The 21,195-nt window shown below is 68.6% G+C and carries 16 protein-coding genes and 1 riboswitch; of the genes, 5 read left to right on the top strand and 11 right to left on the bottom strand.

The window, feature by feature from the left end; genetic code table 11:
• Nucleotides 1-142 precede the first annotated feature (142 nt).
• From AC1RGU_RS15775 to AC1RGU_RS15745, 7 genes are all read right to left on the bottom strand, one after another.
• Nucleotides 143-1,201 carry a magnesium chelatase ATPase subunit I gene (locus tag AC1RGU_RS15775; RefSeq protein WP_492696823.1) on the bottom strand — a complete coding sequence of 353 codons (1,059 nt, stop codon included), beginning with the start codon at nt 1,199-1,201 and terminating at the stop codon, nt 143-145.
• Nucleotides 1,198-5,010 carry a cobaltochelatase subunit CobN gene (gene cobN / locus AC1RGU_RS15770; RefSeq protein ID WP_492696822.1) on the bottom strand — a complete coding sequence of 1,271 codons (3,813 nt, stop codon included), beginning with the start codon at nt 5,008-5,010 and terminating at the stop codon, nt 1,198-1,200. Before cobN ends, AC1RGU_RS15775 begins: the two co-directional genes overlap by 4 nt.
• Before the next feature lie 4 nt (nt 5,011-5,014).
• Nucleotides 5,015-6,079 (bottom strand): cobalamin biosynthesis protein CobW, encoded by a 1,065-nt coding sequence (gene cobW, locus AC1RGU_RS15765; RefSeq protein ID WP_070061111.1) that lies wholly within the window; start codon nt 6,077-6,079, stop codon nt 5,015-5,017.
• Between the two features lie 114 nt (nt 6,080-6,193).
• Nucleotides 6,194-6,871, bottom strand: a complete 678-nt coding sequence (locus AC1RGU_RS15760) for an energy-coupling factor ABC transporter permease (RefSeq protein WP_062480892.1) — start codon at nt 6,869-6,871, stop codon at nt 6,194-6,196.
• Nucleotides 6,872-6,944: 73 nt separating this feature from the next.
• Nucleotides 6,945-8,483 carry a PepSY domain-containing protein gene (locus tag AC1RGU_RS15755; RefSeq protein WP_492696821.1) on the bottom strand — a complete coding sequence of 513 codons (1,539 nt, stop codon included), beginning with the start codon at nt 8,481-8,483 and terminating at the stop codon, nt 6,945-6,947.
• A gap of 14 nt (nt 8,484-8,497) precedes the next feature.
• Nucleotides 8,498-10,681: a TonB-dependent receptor gene (locus tag AC1RGU_RS15750; RefSeq protein WP_492696820.1), complete on the bottom strand. Its 2,184-nt coding sequence runs from the start codon at nt 10,679-10,681 to the stop codon at nt 8,498-8,500.
• Nucleotides 10,682-10,812: 131 nt separating this feature from the next.
• Nucleotides 10,813-11,095: riboswitch (cobalamin riboswitch) on the bottom strand.
• Nucleotides 11,096-11,176: 81 nt separating this feature from the next.
• On the bottom strand, nt 11,177-11,398 hold the full coding sequence (locus AC1RGU_RS15745; RefSeq protein WP_492696819.1) for a hypothetical protein: 222 nt from the start codon (nt 11,396-11,398) through the stop codon (nt 11,177-11,179).
• A 149-nt stretch (nt 11,399-11,547) separates the two neighbouring features.
• Between AC1RGU_RS15745 and AC1RGU_RS15740 the strand changes: the two genes are divergently transcribed.
• Entirely contained in the window at nt 11,548-11,955 is a 408-nt protein-coding gene (locus AC1RGU_RS15740; protein ID WP_070061115.1) for a hypothetical protein, read from the top strand.
• Nucleotides 11,956-11,959: 4 nt separating this feature from the next.
• On the opposite strand, the gene AC1RGU_RS15735 is transcribed toward AC1RGU_RS15740, so the two are convergent.
• Nucleotides 11,960-13,663, bottom strand: coding sequence for a cation:proton antiporter domain-containing protein (locus AC1RGU_RS15735; protein ID WP_492696818.1), 1,704 nt, complete (start codon nt 13,661-13,663; stop codon nt 11,960-11,962).
• A 183-nt stretch (nt 13,664-13,846) separates the two neighbouring features.
• On the opposite strand from AC1RGU_RS15735, the gene katG reads away from it, so the two are divergent.
• Nucleotides 13,847-16,105 carry a catalase/peroxidase HPI gene (gene katG, locus AC1RGU_RS15730; RefSeq protein ID WP_492696817.1) on the top strand — a complete coding sequence of 753 codons (2,259 nt, stop codon included), beginning with the start codon at nt 13,847-13,849 and terminating at the stop codon, nt 16,103-16,105.
• Nucleotides 16,106-16,267: 162 nt separating this feature from the next.
• On the opposite strand, the gene AC1RGU_RS15725 is transcribed toward katG, so the two are convergent.
• Nucleotides 16,268-16,954, bottom strand: a complete 687-nt coding sequence (locus AC1RGU_RS15725; RefSeq protein WP_492739312.1) for a hypothetical protein — start codon at nt 16,952-16,954, stop codon at nt 16,268-16,270.
• Nucleotides 16,955-17,131: 177 nt separating this feature from the next.
• Here AC1RGU_RS15725 and AC1RGU_RS15720 point away from each other — a divergent pair, with 177 nt between their 5' ends.
• Together AC1RGU_RS15720 and AC1RGU_RS15715 are read left to right on the top strand one after the other, a co-directional pair.
• Nucleotides 17,132-17,287: a hypothetical protein gene (locus tag AC1RGU_RS15720; RefSeq protein ID WP_492697108.1), complete on the top strand. Its 156-nt coding sequence runs from the start codon at nt 17,132-17,134 to the stop codon at nt 17,285-17,287.
• A 117-nt stretch (nt 17,288-17,404) separates the two neighbouring features.
• Nucleotides 17,405-18,004 (top strand): tetratricopeptide repeat protein, encoded by a 600-nt coding sequence (locus AC1RGU_RS15715; RefSeq protein ID WP_492696815.1) that lies wholly within the window; start codon nt 17,405-17,407, stop codon nt 18,002-18,004.
• 67 nt (nt 18,005-18,071) lie between these two features.
• Here the strand turns inward: AC1RGU_RS15715 and AC1RGU_RS15710 are convergent, their stop codons facing one another.
• On the bottom strand, nt 18,072-19,415 hold the full coding sequence (locus AC1RGU_RS15710; RefSeq protein ID WP_492696814.1) for a dicarboxylate/amino acid:cation symporter: 1,344 nt from the start codon (nt 19,413-19,415) through the stop codon (nt 18,072-18,074).
• 157 nt (nt 19,416-19,572) lie between these two features.
• Entirely contained in the window at nt 19,573-20,310 is a 738-nt protein-coding gene (gene phbB, locus AC1RGU_RS15705; protein ID WP_062480872.1) for an acetoacetyl-CoA reductase, read from the bottom strand.
• Nucleotides 20,311-20,514: 204 nt separating this feature from the next.
• Here phbB and AC1RGU_RS15700 point away from each other — a divergent pair, with 204 nt between their 5' ends.
• The gene (locus tag AC1RGU_RS15700; RefSeq protein ID WP_070061119.1) at nt 20,515-21,162 is read left to right on the top strand and encodes a DJ-1/PfpI family protein; all 648 of its coding nucleotides are present in this window, start codon (nt 20,515-20,517) and stop codon (nt 21,160-21,162) included.
• Nucleotides 21,163-21,195: the final 33 nt, after the last annotated feature.

The following is a 21,195-nucleotide window of genomic DNA, read 5'->3' as shown; positions in this document are numbered from 1 at the left end:
AGGCGGTCCGCGCCGCGGGCGACGAGCGTGCGCGGCCAATCGAATGCGGTGCCGCGCGCGGCGGCGCCGTGCCAGGCGTCCCGTTGCGTGCCCTGCCTCCGGTCACCCTGGCGTGCGCCAGCGGGTGCGGCGTCCCGGAGGCTCAGGCTTTTTTTGGGGCGGCCTGCTGGGTGGAGATCAGCGGGCGCAGCGGCTTCACGCGCTCGATGCCGACAGGCTCGGGCGGCATCGCGCCCCAGTCGCCGTCACCGGCATCGCGTGCAGGTGCATCGCCCGGATGGCGATGAGGTGCGGGCGACACCATGGGAGGCGCCGCCGCCGCTTCGGCCGCCGGATGCCGCCGGTGCAGCAGCACCGCTGCGGCCACGCGCTGCACATGGTCGTCGGTGATCGATGCCGCGCCTTCCCACGCCGCAAGCGCACGCGCCGAGCGCAGCATCACGAGGTCGGCGCGCAGGCCGTCCACGCCGGCCGCGATGCACAACGCGCCGACGGCTTCGTGCACCGCATCGCCATACGGCAAGGCCGCCGCGTCCGCCACGCGCGCGCGCGCACGCACCAGCGCCGCCGCGAGTTCAGCCTCCTCCTTCGCATGCGCCGCGCGAAAGCCTTGCGGATCGGCATCGAAGGCCAGCCGCGCACGCACGATCGCCTGGCGCTCGGCCGCGTCCTGCAGGTTGCGCAGCCGCACGCACAGGCCGAAGCGGTCGAGCAGCTGCGGGCGCAGCGTGCCCTCTTCCGGGTTCATGGTGCCCACAAGCACGAAGCGCGCGGCATGCCGGTGCGAGATGCCGTCGCGCTCCACCACGTTGACGCCGCTGGCCGCCGCGTCGAGCAGCGAGTCGATGAGCGCGTCGGGCAGCAGGTTGATCTCGTCGACGTACAGCACGCCGCCGTGCGCGCGCGCCAGCAGGCCCGGCGCAAACTTGAGTTCGTGGCCGGCCAGTGCCTGCCCGAGGTCGAGCGTGCCCACGAGGCTTTCGAGGCTCGCGCCCAGCGGCAGCGTGACGAAGGGCGCGCCGGGCAGCAGCTCGGCGAGTGCGCGCGCGGCCGTGGTCTTGGCGGTGCCGCGCGGGCCTTCGATGAGCACGCCGCCCAGCGCGGGATCGACCGCGGCCAGCAGCAGCGCCTGGCGCAGCTGCGGCTGGCCGGCGATCGCGGCAAAGGGGAACGGCACCGGCATCGGGGCGGCTGTGGTCATCGGGGGCTTCCTTCCATCTGCTGCTCGTGGTCGAGCAGCAGGTTTTCCAATTGGTCCTTGTAGTCGCCGGGCGACTGCCAGAGGCCGCGCTGCATGGCTTCGAGCAGGCGGTTGAGCATGTCCTGCAGCGCGCGCGGATTGTGCGCGTTCACGAAGTCGCGCGTGGCCTCGTCGAGCACGTAGGCGTCGGCCACCATCGCGTACTGGTGGTCGCCCACCACGCGCGCGGTGGCGTCGAAGCCGAACAGATAGTCGACCGTGGCGGCCATCTCGAACGCACCCTTGTAGCCGTGGCGCTTCACGCCGTCGATCCACTTGGGGTTGACCACGCGCGCGCGGATCACGCGGCTGATTTCTTCCTTCAGCGTGCGCACGCGCGGCGCCTGCGGGTTGCCGTGGTCGCCGTGGTACATCGCGGGCTGCTGCCCGCTCAGATGGCGCACGGCGGCGGCCATGCCGCCCTGGAACTGGTAGTAGTCGTTGGAGTCGAGCAGGTCGTGCTCGCGGCTGTCCTGGTTCTGCAGCACGACGTTCATGGCGCGCAGGCGGCGCACCAGCGCATCGCCCGCCGGCACGCCGTCGCTGCCCTGGCCGTAGGCATGGGCGCTGCCGCCGACATAGGCCTTCGACAGGTCGTCGTCGCTCTGCCAGTCGCCATGGTCGAACAGCGGCTGCAGGCCCGAGCCGTAGCTGCCGGGCGCGGAACCGAACACGCGCCAGCCGGCCTGCGTGCGTGCCTCATCGGGCGCCACACCCTGCGCTTCGAGCGCCGCGGCCTCGCGCAGGATGCGCGCGCGGATCGGGTTGCGCTCGGCGTCTTCATCTTCCTGCGCGGCCACGGCCTGCACGGCGGCGTCGAACATCTGCACGGCATTGGGAAAGGCGTCGCGGAAGAAGCCCGAGATGCGCAGCGTGACATCGATGCGCGGACGGCCGATGCCGACCGTTGGCAGCACTTCGAAATCGACCACGCGCTGGCTGCCCGGCGCCCACTTGGGCCGCACGCCGATGAGCGCGAAGGCCTGCGCCAGGTCGTCGCCGCCGGTGCGCATGGTGGCCGTGCCCCAGACCGACAGGCCGAGCGCGACCGGGTAGTCGCCATGCTCCTGCAGATGGCGTTCGACCAGCTGCGCGGCGGACTTGAGCCCGAGCATCCAGGCCGTGGGCGTGGGGATGGCGCGCGTGTCGACCGCGTAGAAGTTGCGCCCGGTCGGCAGCACATCGGGTCGGCCGCGCGAAGGCGAGCCGCTCGGGCCCGGCGGCACGAAGCGGCCTTGCAGTGCGCGCGACAGCTGACGCAATTCTTCCCCGCCACATGCATCGAGCGCGGGCGCGAGACGGTGCGCGATGCGGCCCATCACGGCAGCGGTATGCGGCAGTCCGGGCGGACAGGTGTCCGCTTCGAGCAGCTGCTGCGCCAGCAGCTCCAGCCGCTCGCGCGTGTCGCCCTGGTGGCGCCAGGCCTCGTCGCTCACGGCCGCCAGCAATGCGGGCCGCGCGCCCTGCCAGGGCTTCGCCGCGTCGATGTCGAGCGGGTCGAAGGCGTCGCCGGGCAGCAGGTCGGCCGCGAGCGCGCCGAGCAGCCCGGCGTTCTCGCCCGCGCCGTCGCCGGCCGGAAAGCGCGCGAGCGCGAGCAGCGTGTCGCGCCGCAGCCGATCGCGCGGCGACTCGCCGAACACATGCAGGCCGTCACGGATCTGGGTTTCTTTCAGTTCGCACAGGTACGCATCGACACGCGCCAGCACGGCATCGTCTTCCGCGCCCGGCATGCCCAACTCTTCGACCAGGTGCTGGGCGCGCACGGTCGCGAGGATCTGCGCGCGCAGCACCTTGGCGCGGCGTGCGTCGACCAGCAGCGCGTCGTAGTACTCGTCGACCTGCCGCTCCAGGTCCTGCAGCGGGCCGTGGTTCTCGGCGCGCGTGAGCGGCGGCATCAGGTGGTCGACGATCACGGCCTGCGTGCGGCGCTTGGCCTGCGCGCCCTCGCCGGGGTCGTTGACGATGAAGGGGTACACGTTGGGCAGCGGCCCGAGGATGGCGTCGGGCCAGCAGGTGGCCGCGAGCGCCAGGCTCTTGCCCGGCAGCCATTCGAGGTTGCCGTGCTTGCCGACGTGGACGACCGCGTCGATGGCGAACACATCGCGCAGCCAGAAATAGAACGCGAGGTAGCTGTGCGGCGGCACCAGTTCGGCGTCGTGGTAGCTCGCGTAGTCGGCCAGGCCCAGCGGGCCGAGCGCGCGTGCCGGCTGGATGCCGACGAACACGCGGCCCAGCCGCAGCCCGGCGATCATGAAGCGGCCCTGGCGCAGCATCGGGTCGTGCTCGGGCGGGCCCCATTGCGCGTCGATGGCGGCGGCCATGCCCTCGGGCAGCGCCGCCAGGCGCGCGCGATAGTCGGCGAGCGCGTAGCTCTGCCACGCGGGTCGCGCGGCCCATTGGGCGGAATCGTTGGCGATGCCCTCCTGCAGCGTGCGCATCAGCGCGTCGCCGTCCGCGGGCAGCGTGTCGAGCGTGTAGCCCTCGGCGCGCATCGTGCGCAGGATGGCCATCACCGAGGCCGGCGTGTCCAGCCCCACGCCGCTGCCGATGCGGCCTTCGCTGCCGGGGTAGTTCGCCAGGATCAGCGCGACGCGTTTTTCATCCGCGCGCAGTCTGCGCAGGCTGCACCAGCGGCGCGCCAGTTCGGCCACGAAGGCGATGCGGTCGGGCTCGGGGCGGTAGCCGACCACCTCGGTCTGCGTGAGTTCGCAGCGGTGCGACAGGCCCTTGAAGCTCACGGCGCGCGTGACGATGCGCCCGTCCATCTCGGGCAGCGCGATCTGCATCGCGATGTCACGTGGGCGCAGGCCTTGGCTGTCAGCCAGCCAATCTTCGCGGTTGCCGCCGCTCACGATCACCTGCAGCACGGGGGCGTCGCCCGCGAGTGCCAGAGGCTCACCGCTTTCGTCCGAAGCGCCCTGCCCCAGCGCGGCGAAGGCGGTGGTGTTGAGCACGAGCTGCACGTCGTGTTCTACACACAACGCGCGCAACGCGGAGAGGCACAGCGGGTCCTTGAGCGAATCGAGCGCCACGGGCAGCGGGTTCAGTCCTTGCGCATGCAGCGCGGCGGCCAGCGCGTCGAAGGCTTCGGTGTTGCCTGACAGCAGGTGCGAGCGATAGAACACCAGCGCGACCACGGGCGCATCCGCATGCCAGCCGGCGCGCAGGTCGTCGATGCCCGCGACCGTGTGCGTCGCGTCCATGCCGCCCGGCACATGCAGCGCCACCTGCGGCAGGCTGCGCGGCGGCAACGGTGCCTCGCCGTGGCCCAGGCCATGGAAGGCCACCGCGCGCAGGAACTGCGCCGCGTTGCCCGCACCGCCCGAGCGCAGGTACTGCCACAGCTGCCGGCTCACGCCGCGCGCCGCGGTGCCGCGCGCGAGCAGGTCTTCGTCTTCCTGCAGGTCGCCCGAGAACATCGCGAGTTGCTGGCCCTGGCGCTTCGCGAGCTTTTCGAGCTGCTGCAGGCCGTAAGCCCAGGCCGATTCGGCCCCCAGGTGATCGACCACCACCACGCGCGCATGCCGCAGCACCTCGTCGACGTACAGGTCGAGCGACGCAGGCTGGCGCAGGTGCATGAGGTTGGCCAGCCGCAGCGAGGGGTAGCCGGGGTCGGTGGCCGCCAGCGCCGTGCGCGCGGCGGCGAGCAGCGCGAGCGTGGTGTCGGCCGAGCTGAGCACCACGATGTCGCCCGGCGTCTGGTCGAGCCGGGTGACGACGCTCGGGTCGTCCTCGACGAAGCGGCCGGGCTGAGTGCTCAGCAGGTGCATGCGGTCAGGCGGGAACGGCCGCCACGCCTTCCAGTGCCTTGCGCAGCGCGCCTTCGTCCAGGTCTTCACCGATGAACACGAGCCGCGTGCGCTGCGCCTCGCCGTCGCGCCAGCGGCGGTCGAAGTGGTGGTCGAAGCGGCGGCCCACGCCCTGCACCAGCAGGCGCATCGGCTTGTGCGGCACGGCGACGAAGCCCTTCACGCGGTAGATGGTGTGCTGCTCGACCAGTGCGGTCAGCACGGCGATGAGACCGTCGCGGTCCACGGGCGGCAGCTCGATCACGAGCGAGTCGAACTCGTCGTGGTCGTGGTCTTCCTCGTGGTCGTGGTGGCTCTCGCGCAGGTGGATGGTGCTCTCGGCGGCGCGGCCCTGGCCCAGCAGCAGCGCGAGCGGCAGCTTGCCTTCGGTGGCGCCGACGATCTTCACCTCGGGCGGCAGCTCTTCGCGCACCAGCGCCTCGACCTGCGCGCGCGCGGCGGCGTCCATGAGGTCGGTCTTGTTGAGCACCACGAGGTCGGCGGCCGAGAGCTGGTCTTCGAACAGTTCGTGCAGCGGCGATTCATGGTCGAGGTTGGGGTCGGCGCGGCGCTGCACGTCGACCTGCGCGGGGTTCGCGGCGAACTGGCCCGACGCGGCGGCGGGGCCGTCGACCACGGTGACCACCGAATCGACGGTGAAGATGTTCGCGATGTCGGGCCACTGGAAGGCCTGCACCAGCGGCTTGGGCAGCGCCAGGCCCGAGGTCTCGATGAGCACGGCGTCAATCTGGTCGCGGCGCTCGGCCAGCTGCAGCATCACGGGCAGGAACTCTTCCTGCACGGTGCAGCAGACGCAGCCGTTGGCCAGCTCGTAGAGCGCGCCTTCGCGCTCGTTGCCTTCGTCGTCGCAGCCGATGCCGCAACCGCGCAGGATGTCGCCGTCGATGCCGAGTTCGCCGAACTCGTTGACCACCACCGCGATGCGGCGGCCCTCGGCATTGCCGAGGATGTGGCGCAGCAGCGTGGTCTTGCCGCTGCCGAGGAAGCCCGTGACGATGGTGACGGGGATCTTGGCGTTGCTTTGTGTCATGGAATGGATGCTTTCAGGCGCGCAAAGCGCGCGGGGAATCGGGCGCGCGGCGCGTGCGTGGCGCACGCGCCGGCGAACGGCACGCCCTCTTCAACGAGGGGCTGCCGGCGCGAATCAGACGGCGCTGTACAGGCGGCGCTCGACCAGGGCCGTGCCCTGCAGGCGGCGCCAGGCCTTGGCCGCGGCCAGCACGCCCAGGTCGACCAGCGGCTCGACCAGCACGACCGTCATGTAGGCCGCGCCGAAGCTGGCGATCTGGCCCAGGTTCTCGAGGCCCGTGCCGCGACCGTAGAGCGCCCAGAAGCCGACCCACACCACGATGCCGCCCTGGTAGGCCACCGACAGCTTGAAGGCCTGCTGGTAGCTGATGTCCACGTAGGCCATGTTCGCGGGAATGATGCGGCGGGCCAGCGCGGCGGTCGCGAACAGCGGCACGAGCAAGGTCGTGACGTTCATGCCGTACTGCGGCAGGTCAGGCGGTGCGAAGAACAGGCTCTGGATGAGCAGGCCGCCGGCCAGGCCGATGGCCGCGGGCGCGAGCCCGAAGAGGAGCATCAGCGTGGTGCCCAGGATCAGGTGCACCTCGGACACGCCCACGGGATGGTGCGGGAACACCTCGAAGAAGCAGAACACCAGCATCACGGTGAAGACCGAGCGCAGCAGCAGGCCGATGGGGCCGTCCTTGCGCAAGGTGTCGAAGGCGACCTTGCCTGTGTAAGCCAGTGCAGCCGCCCCCGTGGCATAGCTGAGGAAGATCTTGGATCCGTCGACGAGTCCGGGTTCGATGTGCATCGCGCACCTCCTGAAATGCACCGAAGTGCGAAAGTTGATTGTTGGGGGATGGACTGGCTTGCGCAAGTCCCCGTCATGAAACCCGGGAGCCTTGCAGCCCCCGTTGAACAGGCGATGGCTGTGGCTTGCGCCGCAGCCGTCGCCAGCCGATCACCACGCCGCTCGCCGAAGCGACGACACCGATGACCGACAGGAACCACATCACCAGGTCCCAGGCCGGCCGGTACTGGATGAGCCAGGGAAAGTCGAGGCTGTGCGCGGCGTTGAAGAGCCAGCGGCGCAACCGCGCGTTGCGGTCGTTGCTGCCGGCCACCTGGCCGCTCGTCGGGTCGATGTAGAGCCAGCTGCGCGCGGCGTCGTCGAACTCGAGCCGCCACACCGGCAGCACGCGCGTGCGATGGTGGCCGTACCAGTAGAAGTCTTCCTGCGTTTGCAAGGCGGCCTGTGTGATCGCGGCGCCGGGGTGCAGTCGGGCGGCGGCTCGCACGATGTCGTCGCGGGCGATGACGGCTGGTGCGCCGGTGGCGGCATCGACCACCTGCACGCGGGCCTGCGCATCGCGCAGCTGCAGCAGCGGCTTGCCGTCGAACCCCATCAGCAAGACTTCGCGCGGTGCGCCGGCGCCCTCGCCTGCCGGCACCACGGCCGGCGGCCAGGGGAACGGCGATGCGCCGGTGCCCGTGTAGCGCGCCATCGCGGCCGCATCGGCCGGCGCGCGCTGAAACCAGCCGTTGGGGTTCATCGAGAGCCAGCCGCTCACGATCCAGGTCAGCACGAAGAAGCCGCCGATCAGCCCGGCGATGTGGTGCCAGGCCATCCAGCCGGTGTACGGCGTGACCGCGCCGCTGCGAAAGCGCCACCGCAGCCGAAGGCGCAGGATGCCGATGACGATGCCCGTCACGGCCGAGACGATGCAGGCGGCCGACAGCCACACGACCACGTCGTGCCACAGCGGCGGATCGGCGCGCAGCGGCGTGAAGTAGATCCAGTGCGGCACGGCGCCCAGCCAGTTCCAGAAGCGCTCGGTGCGCGTGGTGTCGCGCACCACCTCGCCGGTGCGCGAGGACACATACAGCTCGGTGCCCGCCGCGTCGCCGACTTCGATGCGGTGCAGCGGGCGCAGCGGGTTCAGGCCCTGCGGCACCGTCCACTGGTCGCGCTCCAGCGTCTCGGCCCATCGTGCGCCGGGCTGTGCGGAGAAGTCGCGGGCGATGGCCTCGGCCCGCGCGGCATCGACCGGGCCGAGCACATGGCCGTCGCGCGCGGACACGGCATGCCGCCCGCCGCGCGCATCGACGATGCGCCACACGGGCTGCGCGTCGGTGCCGGCCTGCATCTCCAGCGCCATGCGCCGGGGCGGCTGCGTGCGCACCGCGAGCGGCAGCGCATCGAGCGCGACAGCCGGCGCGACCACCGCCTGTTCGAGGCGTACCGGGGCGAGCCCCGCGAGCCGCTCTTCGTCCGTGAGGTTCGGGTACCCCACGTACATCATGACCACGCCCGAGACGAACCACATGACGAACAGCAGGCAGCCGCCGATGCCCAGCCATCGGTGCGTCCAGTACAGCGCCCGCCGCAGCGGAGGCCATGTGTGTTGCCATGCGGTGCTCATGCGGCCATTCTTGTTCAGAAGGTCACGAACGCCGACAGCTCGAACGAGCGCGGCCGGCCCAGCAGCCACTGGTTGCCGCCGTTCGAGAACGAGACCGGGTACTTGCGGTCGGCGAGGTTGAAGGCGCGCAGCGCGAGCTTGAGCGACGGGTTCGCCTGCCAGCTCACGCCCGCGTCGGCCACGGTGTAGGAGCCGATGCGGCGCGTGTTGGCCGCATCGACCTGCCGCGCGCCGACGTGGCGCACGCCGAGTTCGGCCTCCCACTGCGGCAGGAAGCGCCAGTGCAGCCACAGGTTGGCAGCCACCTCGGGCACGCCGGCGGGCGTGTTGCCCGCGCGCGAGACCAGCGACTTGCCGACCGCCTCGTTGAAGTCGTCGTAGCGCGCACGCAGCCGCGCGGCGTTGGCTTCGAGGCGCAGCGTGGAGGTCAGCGCCAGGTCGAGCGTGGCCTCGATGCCTTCGGACGACTGCTTGCCGATCTGCTGCACGACGGTCGGGTCGTTCGCGTCGCGCGACAGCAGCTTGGTCTTCTCGATGCGGTAGGCCGCCACGCTCCACGCGCCGCGGCCCTCGGCCAGCTGGCGCTTGTAGCCCACCTCGACCTGCTTGCCGACGCTGAGCTCGAACGGCACCTGCGTGGCCGAGGTGCTGATGAGCCCGGTGAGCGGATCGGCCGCGCGCGCCACCTGCGCATAGAACGACTGCGCGGCGTCGGGCGCGTAGACCACGCCCAAGCGGCCCGTGGCGTACTCGAAGGTCTTGTCCAGGCGCGGGGCACGGCCCTGCGGGTCGGTGCGCACGATCTTCGCGTGGTCCCAGCGCAGGCTGCCGACCACCGACCAGTGTTCGTTGAAGGCCAGCTTGTCTTCGGCGAAGAAGGCGTAAGTGCTGGTCCTGGTCTTGTAGCGCGGCAGGTAGGGCGTGGGCGAGACGTAGTAGCCGGGGTTGAAGACGAAGGCGTCGACCACCGAGCGCCCGCCGTAGGGCGTGTCGCTCGAATTCAGGAAGTCGATGCGGTTGGCGTCGAAGCCCACCAGCACCTGGTTCTTCAGGCCGAACAGCGCGTGCTTGAAGGTGGCGTCGGTGCGGTTGCCGATCTGCTCCTGGTCGTGGCCGATTTCCAGGTAGTCGCCGCGCGTCACGCGGTTCGTGGTGGCGCTGTAGGTGTAGGTTTCGCTGTCGCGCCAGTGGCGCTTGCTGTCCAGGCGATAGAGCTGGTTGCGCACGGTGACGGCGTCGTTGGGCGTCCACTGCGCATCGAGGCGGGTCCAGCGGTCGCGGTACTTGACCTCGGCGTCGTCGAGGTTGTAGTTCTGTTCGCGGTTCAGGCTGCTCACGCGGCCGTTGACGAGCGGCACGCCAAAGTAGCGCTGCGGCGTCTGGCGGCCCTCGTCGTGCGAGAGCGTGAACTGCAGCCGCGGCGACACGTCGAGCCGCACCGCGCCGCCCACCGCCAGGCTCTCGGCCTCGCCGCGCCGCATGAAGCCGTCGGTCCTGCGGTGGCTGATGTCGAAGCGGTACGAGAGCATGTCGTTGATCGCCCCGCCGCTGCCGAAGGCGACCTGGCGCGTGGCGTCGGAGCCGACGGTCACGAGTGCTTCGTTGCGAATCGGGCCGCGCGTGGGCTTCTTGGGCACCACGTTGATCGCGCCGCCGATGGCGCCTTCGCCGAACATCACCGAGGCGGCGCCGCGCAGCACCTCGATGCGGTCGGTCGACCAGGTGTCGAACGGGAAGGTGACGGTGCCTGCGCCCACGTACAGGCGCGTGCCGTCGTACAGCTGCATCACCGAGCCGTGGCCGTTGAAGCCGCGCGCCGACAGCGACGAGCCGCCGTTGCCCGGCGCGGGCGAACCCGTGATGCCGGTGGCACGGCTCGCGGCCTCGACCACCGACACGTCGCCGCGCGCGCGGATGGCGTCGCCGGTCAGCACCTCGATGCTGGCCGGTGTTTCGAGCGGCGTGAGGCCCAGGCGGCTGCCGGTCTGCGTGGGCTCGTCCAAGGCCAGCGGCGTGTGGCGGCTGGCTTCGACCTGCACGGGCGTGAGGCTGGGACGGCCGGCCGTGTCGCCCGACTGGGCGAGAACTGGCCCGCAAGCGAGGCCGAGCCCCAGCGAAAGACCTGAAAGACCCGAAAGGCGCACCCGTTGCAGGGGCGGGCCCGAGCGATCGCGCGGCGGCGATGCAATGCGATTCATCCGACTTCTCCTCCAGCCCGCGTCCCCGCAGGCTCTTGACCGATCGCGGACGCCGAGGGAGAAGAGACGAGGGGCGGTGCCGTTTCGCGCGAGGGAAAAGCGGCAGGCCCGGACACGCACTCCCGCAGCATCCGAAGGCGGTTGCGAAGGCCGGTATCCGGGCTCGCGGAGTGCGTCGGGGTGCAATGCATGCACCTCGGCGCCGAAGCCCTCGCCTTCCCACGCCGAAGCGCAGTGGCTGCCCGGGCGAAGAATCGCCGAGACCTGAGGGTGTCGATGTCCGCTGACCGTTGCGGGGGCAGCGCAGGAATGGAAGGGTCGTTCGAAAAAACGACGCCTCGCACCTGCTTCCCGTTTAACCCCGCCGCCAATCCTGTGACTGGTCGTGCAGGGCACCTTCGAACCGTGGGGTGTTGGACGACACCGGTGTGAACCAATGTTTCCAACCGCCGGGATTATAGGGAGCGCCCTCCGGCAGCTCCCTTGCGGGCCCCGTCAGACGGGCTTGCCGTCGGGCCCGAAGAGCCGCCGCAGCACCGCCACGCCGGCCACCAGTGCATTCGAATACGTGCCGTAGGGCTCGTGGGCGGCTTCGAGCGGCACGTACACATGGGTGGAGTCGCCGGGCGAGCCGTCCACGGCCTCCATCAGCACCCAGTAGAACTCCCCTTCTTCCAGTTCGTGGACGGTGAGTGCGATGTCTCTCGGCGAAGGCATGACGGTCAAAAATGAAACAGGGAATGAACCCGCCTTTGAACGGGCAAGGGGCCGGCGCGGTTGTCAGTACTAGGGCTTCTCCTACAGTGCCCGGACGCCGCGCGGCCTAATGTTAGGGGTGGGGAGTTGCATCAGAACAAGGAGTCAGCATGAAACATTTCACGCTTGAACCCAACATGCGCGCCGCCTTCGGTGGCGCGTTCTACCCGACCGGTTACTCCCTGGTGATGTTTCCGAGCGTCGAAGACGCCAGCCGCATCGGCCACGGGCTGATCGCGAAAGGCATCGTGAGCGGCGACGAGGTCTACCTGATACCGGCCGAAACCGTCCTGGCGGAAATCGCGCCGACCGTGCATGCCTCGCACAGTCCCCTGCCCTCCGCCGGCACCGACGGCGACACGGTGCGCGCCTTCATCCAGCTGGCCCACGAAGGCCACACGGGCCTGCTGATCCGCACCAAGGACGGCGCCATCGCCGAGCGCGTGATGGAACTGGTGCGTACCGTGCCCTACTCGATCGCCGAGCGCTACCGCACGCTGGTGATCGAGGACCTTTGAGTTCTCAGGCCGGCACCGCCATCGCGGCGGCGCGCTGCACCACATCGCGGGCCATGGCCTGGGCGAGTTCCTGTTCGCCCAGGAACACCTTCGCGTCGGTTTCGGCGGCCAGCAGGCGGGCTTCCTGCTCGTTGTGGCTGCGCACCACGGTCTGGATGGTGGGGTTCAGCGTGCGCGCGGTTTCGATCATCTGGCGCACGTTCATGGCGTCGGGCGTGGCCACCACGAGCACGCGGGCGCGCGCCACGTGCGCCTGGATCAGCACCGCCGGGTCGGCCGCGTCGCCCCACACGGCGGGGATGCCGGCCTCGCGCAGCTTCTCGACCAGCTCGCGGTTCTGCTCGGCCACCACGTAGGGGATGTCGTTCGTCTCGAGCTCGGCGGCGATGCGCCGGCCCACCCGGCCGTAGCCGACCAGCACCACCTGCCGCGACAGGTACTTGGCCTCGGTGGTCATGGGCAACTCGGCCAGCGGGTCGCTGCGCGCGTCGAGTTCGCGTGCGAACTTCGAATGCGCGTGCAGCCATTTCTGCAGCGGCGCGATGAGGCTGAACCACAGCGGGTTGGTGGCGATGGAGATCAGCGCACCCGCCAGCACCAGGCTCTGCCCTTCCACCGGCAGCAGGCCGAGCGACACGCCCAGCCCGGCCAGGATGAACGAGAACTCGCCGATCTGCGCCAGGCTCGCGCTCACGGTGAGCGCGGTGGCCAGCGGGTAGCGGAACACCAGCACCAGCGCGCAGGCCGCGAGCGACTTGCCCAGCACGATCACCAGCACCACGGCCAGCACCTGCAGCGGTCGCTCCACCAGCACCGAGGGGTCGAAGAGCATGCCGACCGACACGAAGAACAGCACGGCAAAGGCATCGCGCAGCGGCAGCGACTCCTGCGCCGCGCGGTGGCTGAACTGCGACTCGCGCATCACCATGCCGGCGAAGAAGGCGCCCAGCGCGAACGACACGCCGAACAGCGCCGCCGAGGCAAAGGCGATGCTCACGGCCGCCGCCACCACGCACAGCGTGAACAGCTCGCGCGAGCCGGTGCGCGTGACCTGCCAGAGAATCCACGGGAACACGCGCCGCCCCACCACCAGCATCAGCAGCACGAAGCCGCCGACCTGCAGCAGCGTGAGGCCCAGCGTCTGCCAGACCGGCGCGCCGTTGGTGTCGGCGTTGGTGCCGCCCAGCGCGCCCGCCAGCGGCGGCAACAGCACGAGCACCAGCACCATCGCGAGGTCTTCGACCACCAGCCAGCCGATGGCGATGCGGCCGGTGAAGGAATCAAGGATGCCCAGGCTCTCGAGCGCACGCAGCAGCACCACCGTGCTCGCCACCGACAGCGCCAGCCCGAACACCAGCGCCGCGCCCCAGCTCCAGCCCCACCACACCGCCAGGCCGCCGCCGAGCAGCGTGGCGACGACGATCTGCGCGATGGCGCCGGGCAGCGCAATCTTGCGCACCGCGAGCAGGTCGGCCAGTGAAAAATGCAGGCCCACGCCGAACATCAGCAGCATCACGCCGATCTCGGCCAGCTGCGCGGCAATGCCGGCATCGGCCACGAAGCCCGGCGTGAACGGGCCGATGATCACGCCCGCCAGGAGGTACCCCACCAGCGCCGGCAATCGCAGCCGCGCCGCGAGAAAGCCGAACACCAGCGCCAACCCCAGGCCGGCGGCAATCGTATTGATGAGGGAGACGCTGTGGGGCATCGGTCCATTTTGCAGGAACGGCCCCCAACCTTTGAAGCCCGCAGGCTTCTACGGGCCTGCGTCTACACCCCTACGGAAGCGACGCGAACTATCGTAGGCATAAAGCACTTCTATTCGCATCGACACCTTTCTCATCCAGAATTTGAGCGGTCCCCCCGTCCCCCCAACAACAGGAGCCTCCCCATGAGCAACGAGAAAACCGAAGCGAAGTGCCCGTTCAGCCAGGCCACCGGCGCCGGCACCACGAACCGCGACTGGTGGCCCGAGCAGCTGCGCCTGGACCTGCTGCACCAGCACTCCTCCAAATCCGATCCCCTGGGCGCCGGTTTCGACTACGCCAAGGCCTTCCAGAGCCTGGACCTCGCCGCGGTGAAGAAAGACCTCGCCGCGCTGATGACCGACTCGCAAGACTGGTGGCCCGCCGACTTCGGCCACTACGGCCCGCTCTTCATCCGCATGGCCTGGCACAGCGCCGGCACCTACCGCATCGGCGACGGCCGTGGCGGCGCGGGCCGCGGGCAGCAGCGCTTCGCGCCGCTCAACAGCTGGCCCGACAACGTGAGCCTGGACAAGGCGCGCCGCCTGCTGTGGCCGATCAAGCAGAAGTACGGCCAGAAGATTTCCTGGGCCGACCTGTTGATCCTCACCGGCAACGTCGCGCTCGAGACCATGGGCTTCAAGACCTTCGGCTTCGGCGGTGGCCGCCCCGACGTGTGGGAGCCCGACCAGGACGTGTACTGGGGCCGCGAGAAGACCTGGCTGGGCGGCGACGTGCGCTACGCACAGGGCTCGCCCGGCGTCGAGAAAGACCGCGGTGTGCTCGTGAAGGACGACGACAGCAAGGTGCCGCACAGCCGCAACCTCGAGAACCCGCTGGGCGCCGTGCAGATGGGCCTGATCTACGTGAACCCCGAAGGCCCGGACGGCAACCCCGACCCGATCGCCGCGGCCCACGACATCCGCGACACCTTCGCCCGCATGGCCATGAACGACGAGGAAACCGTGGCGCTCATCGCCGGCGGCCACACCTTCGGCAAGACGCACGGCGCGGGGCCGGCCTCGAACGTCGGCAAGGAACCCGAAGCCGCCGGCCTCGAAGACCAGGGCTTCGGCTGGAAGAACAGCTTCGGCACCGGCAAGGGCGGCGACACCATCACCAGCGGCCTCGAAGTGACGTGGACCACCACGCCCACGAAGTGGAGCAACAACTTCTTCGAGAACCTGTTCGGCTACGAATGGGAGCTGACCAAGAGCCCCGCCGGCGCGCACCAGTGGGTGGCCAAGGGCGGCGCCGGTGCCGGCACCATCCCCGACGCGCACGACGCCTCCAAGCGCCACGCGCCGACCATGCTCACGACCGACCTGTCGCTGCGCCTGGACCCGGCCTACGAAAAGATCTCGCGCCGCTTCCTGGCCAACCCCGACCAGCTCGCCGACGCCTTCGCGCGCGCCTGGTTCAAGCTCACGCACCGCGACATGGGCCCGCGCGCCCGCTACCTCGGGCCCGAGGTGCCGGCCGAAGAACTCATCTGGCAAGACCCGATCCCGGCCGTCGACCACCCGCTGGTCGACGCCAACGACGTCGCGGCGCTGACGAAGAAGGTGCTGGCCTCGGGCCTCACGCCTGCGCAGCTGGTGTCGACGGCGTGGGCCTCGGCCTCCACCTTCCGCGGCTCCGACATGCGCGGCGGTGCCAATGGCGCCCGCGTGCGGCTGGCGCCCCAGAAGGACTGGGCCGTCAACCAGCCCGCGCAGCTGGCCCAGGTGCTGAAGGTGCTCGAAGGCATCCAGAGCGAGTTCAACGCGGCACAGACCGGCGGCAAGAAGATCTCGCTGGCCGACCTGATCGTGCTGGCCGGCGGTGCGGGCGTGGAACAGGCCGCGCGCAATGGCGGGCGTGAAGTGAAGGTGCCCTTCTCGCCGGGCCGTGCCGACGCCTCGCAGGAACAGACCGACGTGCCCTCGTTCGAGCCGCTGGAGCCCGCGGCCGACGGCTTCCGCAACTACCTGAAGGGCCGCTACAGCGTGCCCGGCGAAGCGCTGCTGATCGACAAGGCGCAGCTGCTCACGCTCACAGCGCCCGAGATGACGGTGCTGGTCGGCGGCCTGCGCGTGCTCGACACCAACGTCGGCCAGACGCGCCACGGCGTCTTCACGAAGACGCCCGGCACGCTGAGCAACGACTACTTCGTCAACCTGCTCGACATGGGCACGGAGTGGAAGGCGGTGTCGGACGCCAAGGAAGAGTACGAAGGCCGCGACCGCAAGACCGGCGCGCTGAAGTGGACCGGCACGCGCGTCGACCTGGTGTTCGGCTCCAACGCGCAGCTGCGCGCCATCGCCGAGGTCTACGGCGCTTCCGACAGCCAGCAGAAGTTCATCGACGACTTCGTGGCCGCCTGGACCAAGGTGATGAACCTGGACCGCTTCGATCTCGCCTGAGGCGGGGCGCCTCCGGGCGCCTGCGCCGTCCGCGCCCTAAGCCCTGTGCCGTCGGGCGCGGACGCCCACGAATTGGGGGGAAAACTCCCTCGGTACAGCACGCCGAGGCCGTCTTTTTCCTAGGACCGAATCAGTCGAACGGCTCTGCAAGAAAAGCATGAGTTACTGCATCCGAGTTGCGACATAGTCAACGCCATATCCGCTCAGATCCTTCCCTGTTGCTCGAAGACTTGTTGCTGTCAACTCCTGCACCGTGAATTCCTGTGTCGCCCCCTGCGGTGTCACATCTTCAAGACGAAAGCGTGATGCACCTGGAACAGCGGCGGCGATTTGGTCCAGATCGACATCGGCTTTCCCCGATTGGTGCTTCACTGTTTTGACCGTCTTCATGTCGACCAAAGTGATGGAATATTTCCCGCTCGTGGCTCGCCAAGTGCCTGTGGCGAGGATCCTCGACACGATCGCTGCATTCGGCCCGATTTTCTCGGCGTTTCTCAATGTGAGCTCGCCAGTGAAGTTGTAGTGCCCAGTCTGCAGGAATTGAGAATAGCCGCTGGATGTGAGTTCTCCTTCTGGCACAGCGTAGCGGGATATGCCGTGCCACTTGCCTATTAGCGGAGATGCCGTGCTTTGAACGCCCTGCCCTTCCGTGTTCACGTTCACCGTCGCGTTTTGGATCGAGATATTTCCGTACACATCGTTGTTGGTTCCCGAGACGGCAAAACTACCGTTGGTCGCCGCCGGCGGAGTACTCGTGGTGGCGGTTCCTGAGTTAATGAGGGCAACTACGATCCCTCCAATGACGGTGATCACGGAACCAATGAGAGTAAGTTTTGCGGGAGCATTCATGGGTCAGGATGATGGACATCGGCACTGACACAATCGTCCCGGTTTTCGATTGATGCCCGGTCGGAAAGTCGCATGCCGCGAACAACTTGTGCAACGGCAGTATGCCGTCGGCAACCAAAAGCGGGACTTCTTTTGCGTGGAGTTCCAAAAGATTGTGGCTAGAGCAAACGCAACACCTTGCACCTTCGCCACATCGGCGATTCGGATCGCAATGCACGATTGCGCGCCATCGCCGAGGTCTATGGCGCTTCCGACAGCCAGCAGAAGTTCATCGACGACTTCGTGGCCGCCTGGACCAAGGTGATGAACCTGGACCGCTTCGATCTCGTCTGAGGCGGGGCGCCTGCGGGCGCTTGCACCGTCCGCGCCTCTGGGGGGCCGCCCCCCGCGGGCGCGGACTCCCATGAACGAGGTATTCGGTTTCCGGGCCGGGGCACTAGATTCGGCCCCATGAAATTCGCGAAGGCATGGCTTGCCGCCGGCGTCATCCTGGCGGCCTCGCAGTTGGGCGCGCTGCATGCGCAGGACGGCAACCCCGAATGGCGCGCGCTGCGCCAGGAACTCGTTCAACGCATCAACGCCAACTGCTACGACGTCGGCACGCTTGAGCTGGCGCAGCAGGTGCTGCAGACGGCGCAACGCACGGGCGGGGCCGAGTCCGCCGACACGGCCCTCAGCCTCGTGCTGCTGGCCCATGTCCACCAGCGACAGGGGCAGCTGACCCGGGCCGCGCAGTCGTACACGGCCGCGCTCGCCATCCAGGAAAAGACCGCCGGGCCGGACAGCCCGCGGGTGGCGTTCACGCTGAGCGCGCTGGCCGGCCTGCACTACCGCCGCGAGGCCTTCGACCAGGCCATTGCGCTGTACGAACGCGCCCTGGCGATCCACGAGAAGCAGCGGCGCCCCGACGCACACGCCGTGCTGTACAGCCGGCAGAACCTGGCCGCGGCCCATCGCGCCCAGGGCGCCTACGCCAAGGCCGCCCCGCTGTACGAACGCGAGCTCGACGCCAGAGCGCAGCCGCTGCTCGCGGTGGCCCTGGTGCACTGACGTGCACTGAAGCGCACCGAAACGCGCCACACCGCACCGAAACGCGCGGGCCGGCGCCCTGCTCCCGCTACTGCGCCATCTTCGATTCGCGCGCGTTCACCAGCTCCTCGGGCTCCTGCGACTCGACCCAGCTCTCGTTGTTGAGCCCGGCCTGCAGCCGCTCGGTGTCCAGTTCGTTGGTCCACTTGGCGACCACGATGGTGGCCACGCCGTTGCCGATCAGGTTGGTGAGCGCGCGCGCCTCGGACATGAAGCGGTCGATGCCCAAAATGAGCGCCAGCCCCGCCACCGGCACATGCCCCACCGCCGACAGCGTGGCCGCCAGCACGATGAAGCCGCTGCCCGTGACGCCGGCCGCCCCCTTCGAGGTGAGCAGCAGCACGGCCAGCAGCGTGATCTCCTGCGTGAGCGTCATCGGCGTGTTGGTGGCCTGCGCGATGAACACCGCCGCCATCGTCAGGTAGATCGAGGTGCCGTCCAGGTTGAACGAGTAGCCCGTGGGAATCACCAGGCCCACGCAGGTCTTGTGGGCGCCCAGGTTCTCCATCTTCTCCATCATGCGCGGCAGCACCGATTCGCTGGACGAGGTGCCCAGCACGATCAGCAGCTCTTCCTTGATGTACTTGATGAACTTCCAGATGCTGAAGCCGTGAAAGCGCGCAATGAGCCCCAGCACCACGAAGATGAACAGCAGGCAGGTCAGGTAGAAGGTGCCCATGAGCTTGCCCAGCGACAGCAGGCTGCCCAGCCCGTACTTGCCGATGGTGAAGGCCATGGCGCCGAAGGCGCCGATGGGCGCGAGCTTCATGATGTAGTTGACGATCACGAACAGCACGTGCGAGCCCTTCTCGATCACGTCGAACACCAGCGTGCCGCGCCCGCCGAAACGGTGCAGCGCAAAGCCGAACAACACCGCGATCAGCAGCACCTGCAGGATCTCGCCCTTGGCGAAGGCATCAACGATCGTGCTGGGAATCACGTTGAGCAGAAAGTCGACCGTGCCGGTCATCTTGCCGGGGCCGGTGTAGGCCGCGATGGCCTTGGTGTCGAGCGTGGACGCGTCGATGTTCATGCCCGCGCCCGGCTTGAGCAGGTTCACCAGCACGAGGCCGACCACCAGCGCGATGCTGCTCACGATCTCGAAGTACAGGAGCGCCAGCCCGCCGGTCTTGCCGACCTTCTTCATGTCTTCCATGCCGGCGATGCCGACCACCACCGTGCAGAAGATGATCGGCGCGATGATCATCTTGATGAGCTTGATGAAGCCGTCGCCCAAGGGCTTCATCGACTCGCCGAGCGAGGGGTAGAAGTACCCCAGGAGCACGCCGACGATCACCGCAGTGATCACCTGCACGTACAGGGAACGGTAAAGGGGGAGCTTCCTGGGTACTGTGCTTGTTGTATGTGCCATGACTGCCTCCTGAAAAGATGAAGGAAAAACGCTGAAAAAAGGGTTCGTGCCGGGTTGCTTTCGATGGTTGAAGTCGTGTGTCCTGTGGGAGTGGTTCCGGCCCAAATGAAAAAACCCGCCGAAGCGGGTTTTTGTTTTCAGGGCGTGGCGCGCATGCTCAGTGCATGTGGAGGCCGCCGTTGACCGAGAAGTCGGCCCCGGTGCTGTAGCCGCCTTCGTCGGTGGCGAGCCACGCGATGATGGAAGCGATTTCGCTCGGCTCGCCCAGGCGCTTGACCGGGATCGTGGCCACGATCTTGTCGAGCACTTCCTGGCGGATGGCCTTGACCATGTCGGTGCCGATGTAGCCCGGGCTCACCGTGTTCACGGTGACGCCCTTGTTGGCCAGCTCCTGCGCCAGCGCCATCGTGAAGCCGTGCATGCCGGCCTTGGCCGCCGAGTAGTTGGTCTGGCCGGCCTGGCCCTTGGCGCCGTTGACCGAGCTGATGTTGATGATGCGGCCCCAGCCCTTTTCGACCATGTCGCCCACCACCTGCTTGGTGACGTTGAACATGCTGTTGAGGTTGGTTTCGATCACCGCGCTCCAGTCCTCGGGGGTCATCTTGAGGAACATGCGGTCCCGCGTGATGCCGGCGTTGTTGACGAGCACGTCAATCGCCCCGTGGGCCGCCTTGGCGGCGGAGAAGGCTTCGACGGTGGATTGCCAGTCGCCGACATTGCCGACCGACGCGTGGAACTCGAAGCCTTCGGCTTTCTGTTCGGCCAGCCACTTGGCGTAGTCCCGCGTGGGGCCGCAACCTGCGACCACGGTGAACCCGTCCTTGTACAGACGCTGGCAGATGGCTGTTCCGATGCCACCCATGCCTCCGGTGACATATGCAACTTTCTTGCTCATGAGATTTCCTTGATTGAAGCTAGCAAAAAGCCTGAACGGCCGCCTTCACTCTAGCCATTTTCAGGCCACACAACTCTGAGGGAGAACACTGAGCCAAGCTTGCAACCAGCTGTCACGGACATCACCTCGGCGGCACTCTATATGCTTGCGGCTTCGCGCCCGTGACACGGCCCCTGCCGGCCACCCCACCAGGAGTTCGCACGCATGAATTTCGCAATCGTCGTCTTCCCCGAGGTCGAGGAGCTCGATTTCGTCGGTCCCTGGGAAATGCTCACCATGTGGAGCAAGCTGGCCGGCGGCCCCGCGAACTGCCTCGTGGTGGCGCAAACGCACGGCCCGGTCGTCTGCGCCAAGGGGCTGTCGATCAACCCGCATGTCTCGTTCGCCGACTGCCCGCCGCTCGATTTCGTGCTCGTGCCCGGCGGCATGGGCACGCGGCGCGAGGTCGACAACCCCGCCATGGTGCAGTTCCTGGCCGCGCAGGCGCCCGGCTGCAAGGCGCTGCTGTCGGTGTGCACCGGCGCCTTCGTGCTGCATGCGGCCGGCCTGCTCTCGGGCCGCACCGCGACCACGCACTGGGGATCGCTCGACCGCCTGCGCGCACTCGGCGACGTGAAGGTGGTGGAGCAGCGCTTCGTGCAGGACGGCCATGTCTGGACCTCGGCCGGCGTCTCGGCGGGCACCGACCTGATGCTGGCCTTCATCGCCCATGTGGCGGGCGAGGAAGCCGCGGCCAAGGTGCAGCTGCAGGCCGAGTACTACCCGGCCGACACGGTGTACGGCCACACCTCGAGCCATGAGCGCGCGCCGTCGTATGTGCGGCGGCCAGGCTCGCGCGCGGGCCTCGCATGACCGTTCGCTCATTCGTTCACGCGTTCCCTTGAT

This window comes from Variovorax sp. GW823-FHT02B07 (genome assembly GCF_058797695.1).
The sequence above is the reverse complement of the archived record's forward strand: the minus strand, read 5'-3'. Positions and strand labels throughout refer to the sequence as shown.

Excerpts from the sequence above, each read along its gene's own strand:
- AC1RGU_RS15700 (WP_070061119.1), top strand. The coding sequence starts at position 20,515 with ATGAATTTCGCAATCGTCGTCTTCCCCGAGGTCGAGGAGCTCGATTTC.
- AC1RGU_RS15775 (WP_492696823.1), bottom strand. The coding sequence starts at position 1,201 with ATGACCACAGCCGCCCCGATGCCGGTGCCGTTCCCCTTTGCCGCGATC.
- AC1RGU_RS15715 (WP_492696815.1), top strand. The coding sequence starts at position 17,405 with ATGAAATTCGCGAAGGCATGGCTTGCCGCCGGCGTCATCCTGGCGGCC.
- AC1RGU_RS15725 (WP_492739312.1), bottom strand. The coding sequence starts at position 16,954 with ATGAATGCTCCCGCAAAACTTACTCTCATTGGTTCCGTGATCACCGTC.
- phbB (WP_062480872.1), bottom strand. The coding sequence starts at position 20,310 with ATGAGCAAGAAAGTTGCATATGTCACCGGAGGCATGGGTGGCATCGGA.
- cobN (WP_492696822.1), bottom strand. The coding sequence starts at position 5,010 with ATGCACCTGCTGAGCACTCAGCCCGGCCGCTTCGTCGAGGACGACCCG.
- AC1RGU_RS15740 (WP_070061115.1), top strand. The coding sequence starts at position 11,548 with ATGAAACATTTCACGCTTGAACCCAACATGCGCGCCGCCTTCGGTGGC.
- AC1RGU_RS15755 (WP_492696821.1), bottom strand. The coding sequence starts at position 8,483 with ATGAGCACCGCATGGCAACACACATGGCCTCCGCTGCGGCGGGCGCTG.
- AC1RGU_RS15710 (WP_492696814.1), bottom strand. The coding sequence starts at position 19,415 with ATGGCACATACAACAAGCACAGTACCCAGGAAGCTCCCCCTTTACCGT.
- AC1RGU_RS15735 (WP_492696818.1), bottom strand. The coding sequence starts at position 13,663 with ATGCCCCACAGCGTCTCCCTCATCAATACGATTGCCGCCGGCCTGGGG.
- AC1RGU_RS15745 (WP_492696819.1), bottom strand. The coding sequence starts at position 11,398 with ATGCCTTCGCCGAGAGACATCGCACTCACCGTCCACGAACTGGAAGAA.
- cobW (WP_070061111.1), bottom strand. The coding sequence starts at position 6,079 with ATGACACAAAGCAACGCCAAGATCCCCGTCACCATCGTCACGGGCTTC.
- AC1RGU_RS15760 (WP_062480892.1), bottom strand. The coding sequence starts at position 6,871 with ATGCACATCGAACCCGGACTCGTCGACGGATCCAAGATCTTCCTCAGC.
- AC1RGU_RS15750 (WP_492696820.1), bottom strand. The coding sequence starts at position 10,681 with ATGAATCGCATTGCATCGCCGCCGCGCGATCGCTCGGGCCCGCCCCTG.
- katG (WP_492696817.1), top strand. The coding sequence starts at position 13,847 with ATGAGCAACGAGAAAACCGAAGCGAAGTGCCCGTTCAGCCAGGCCACC.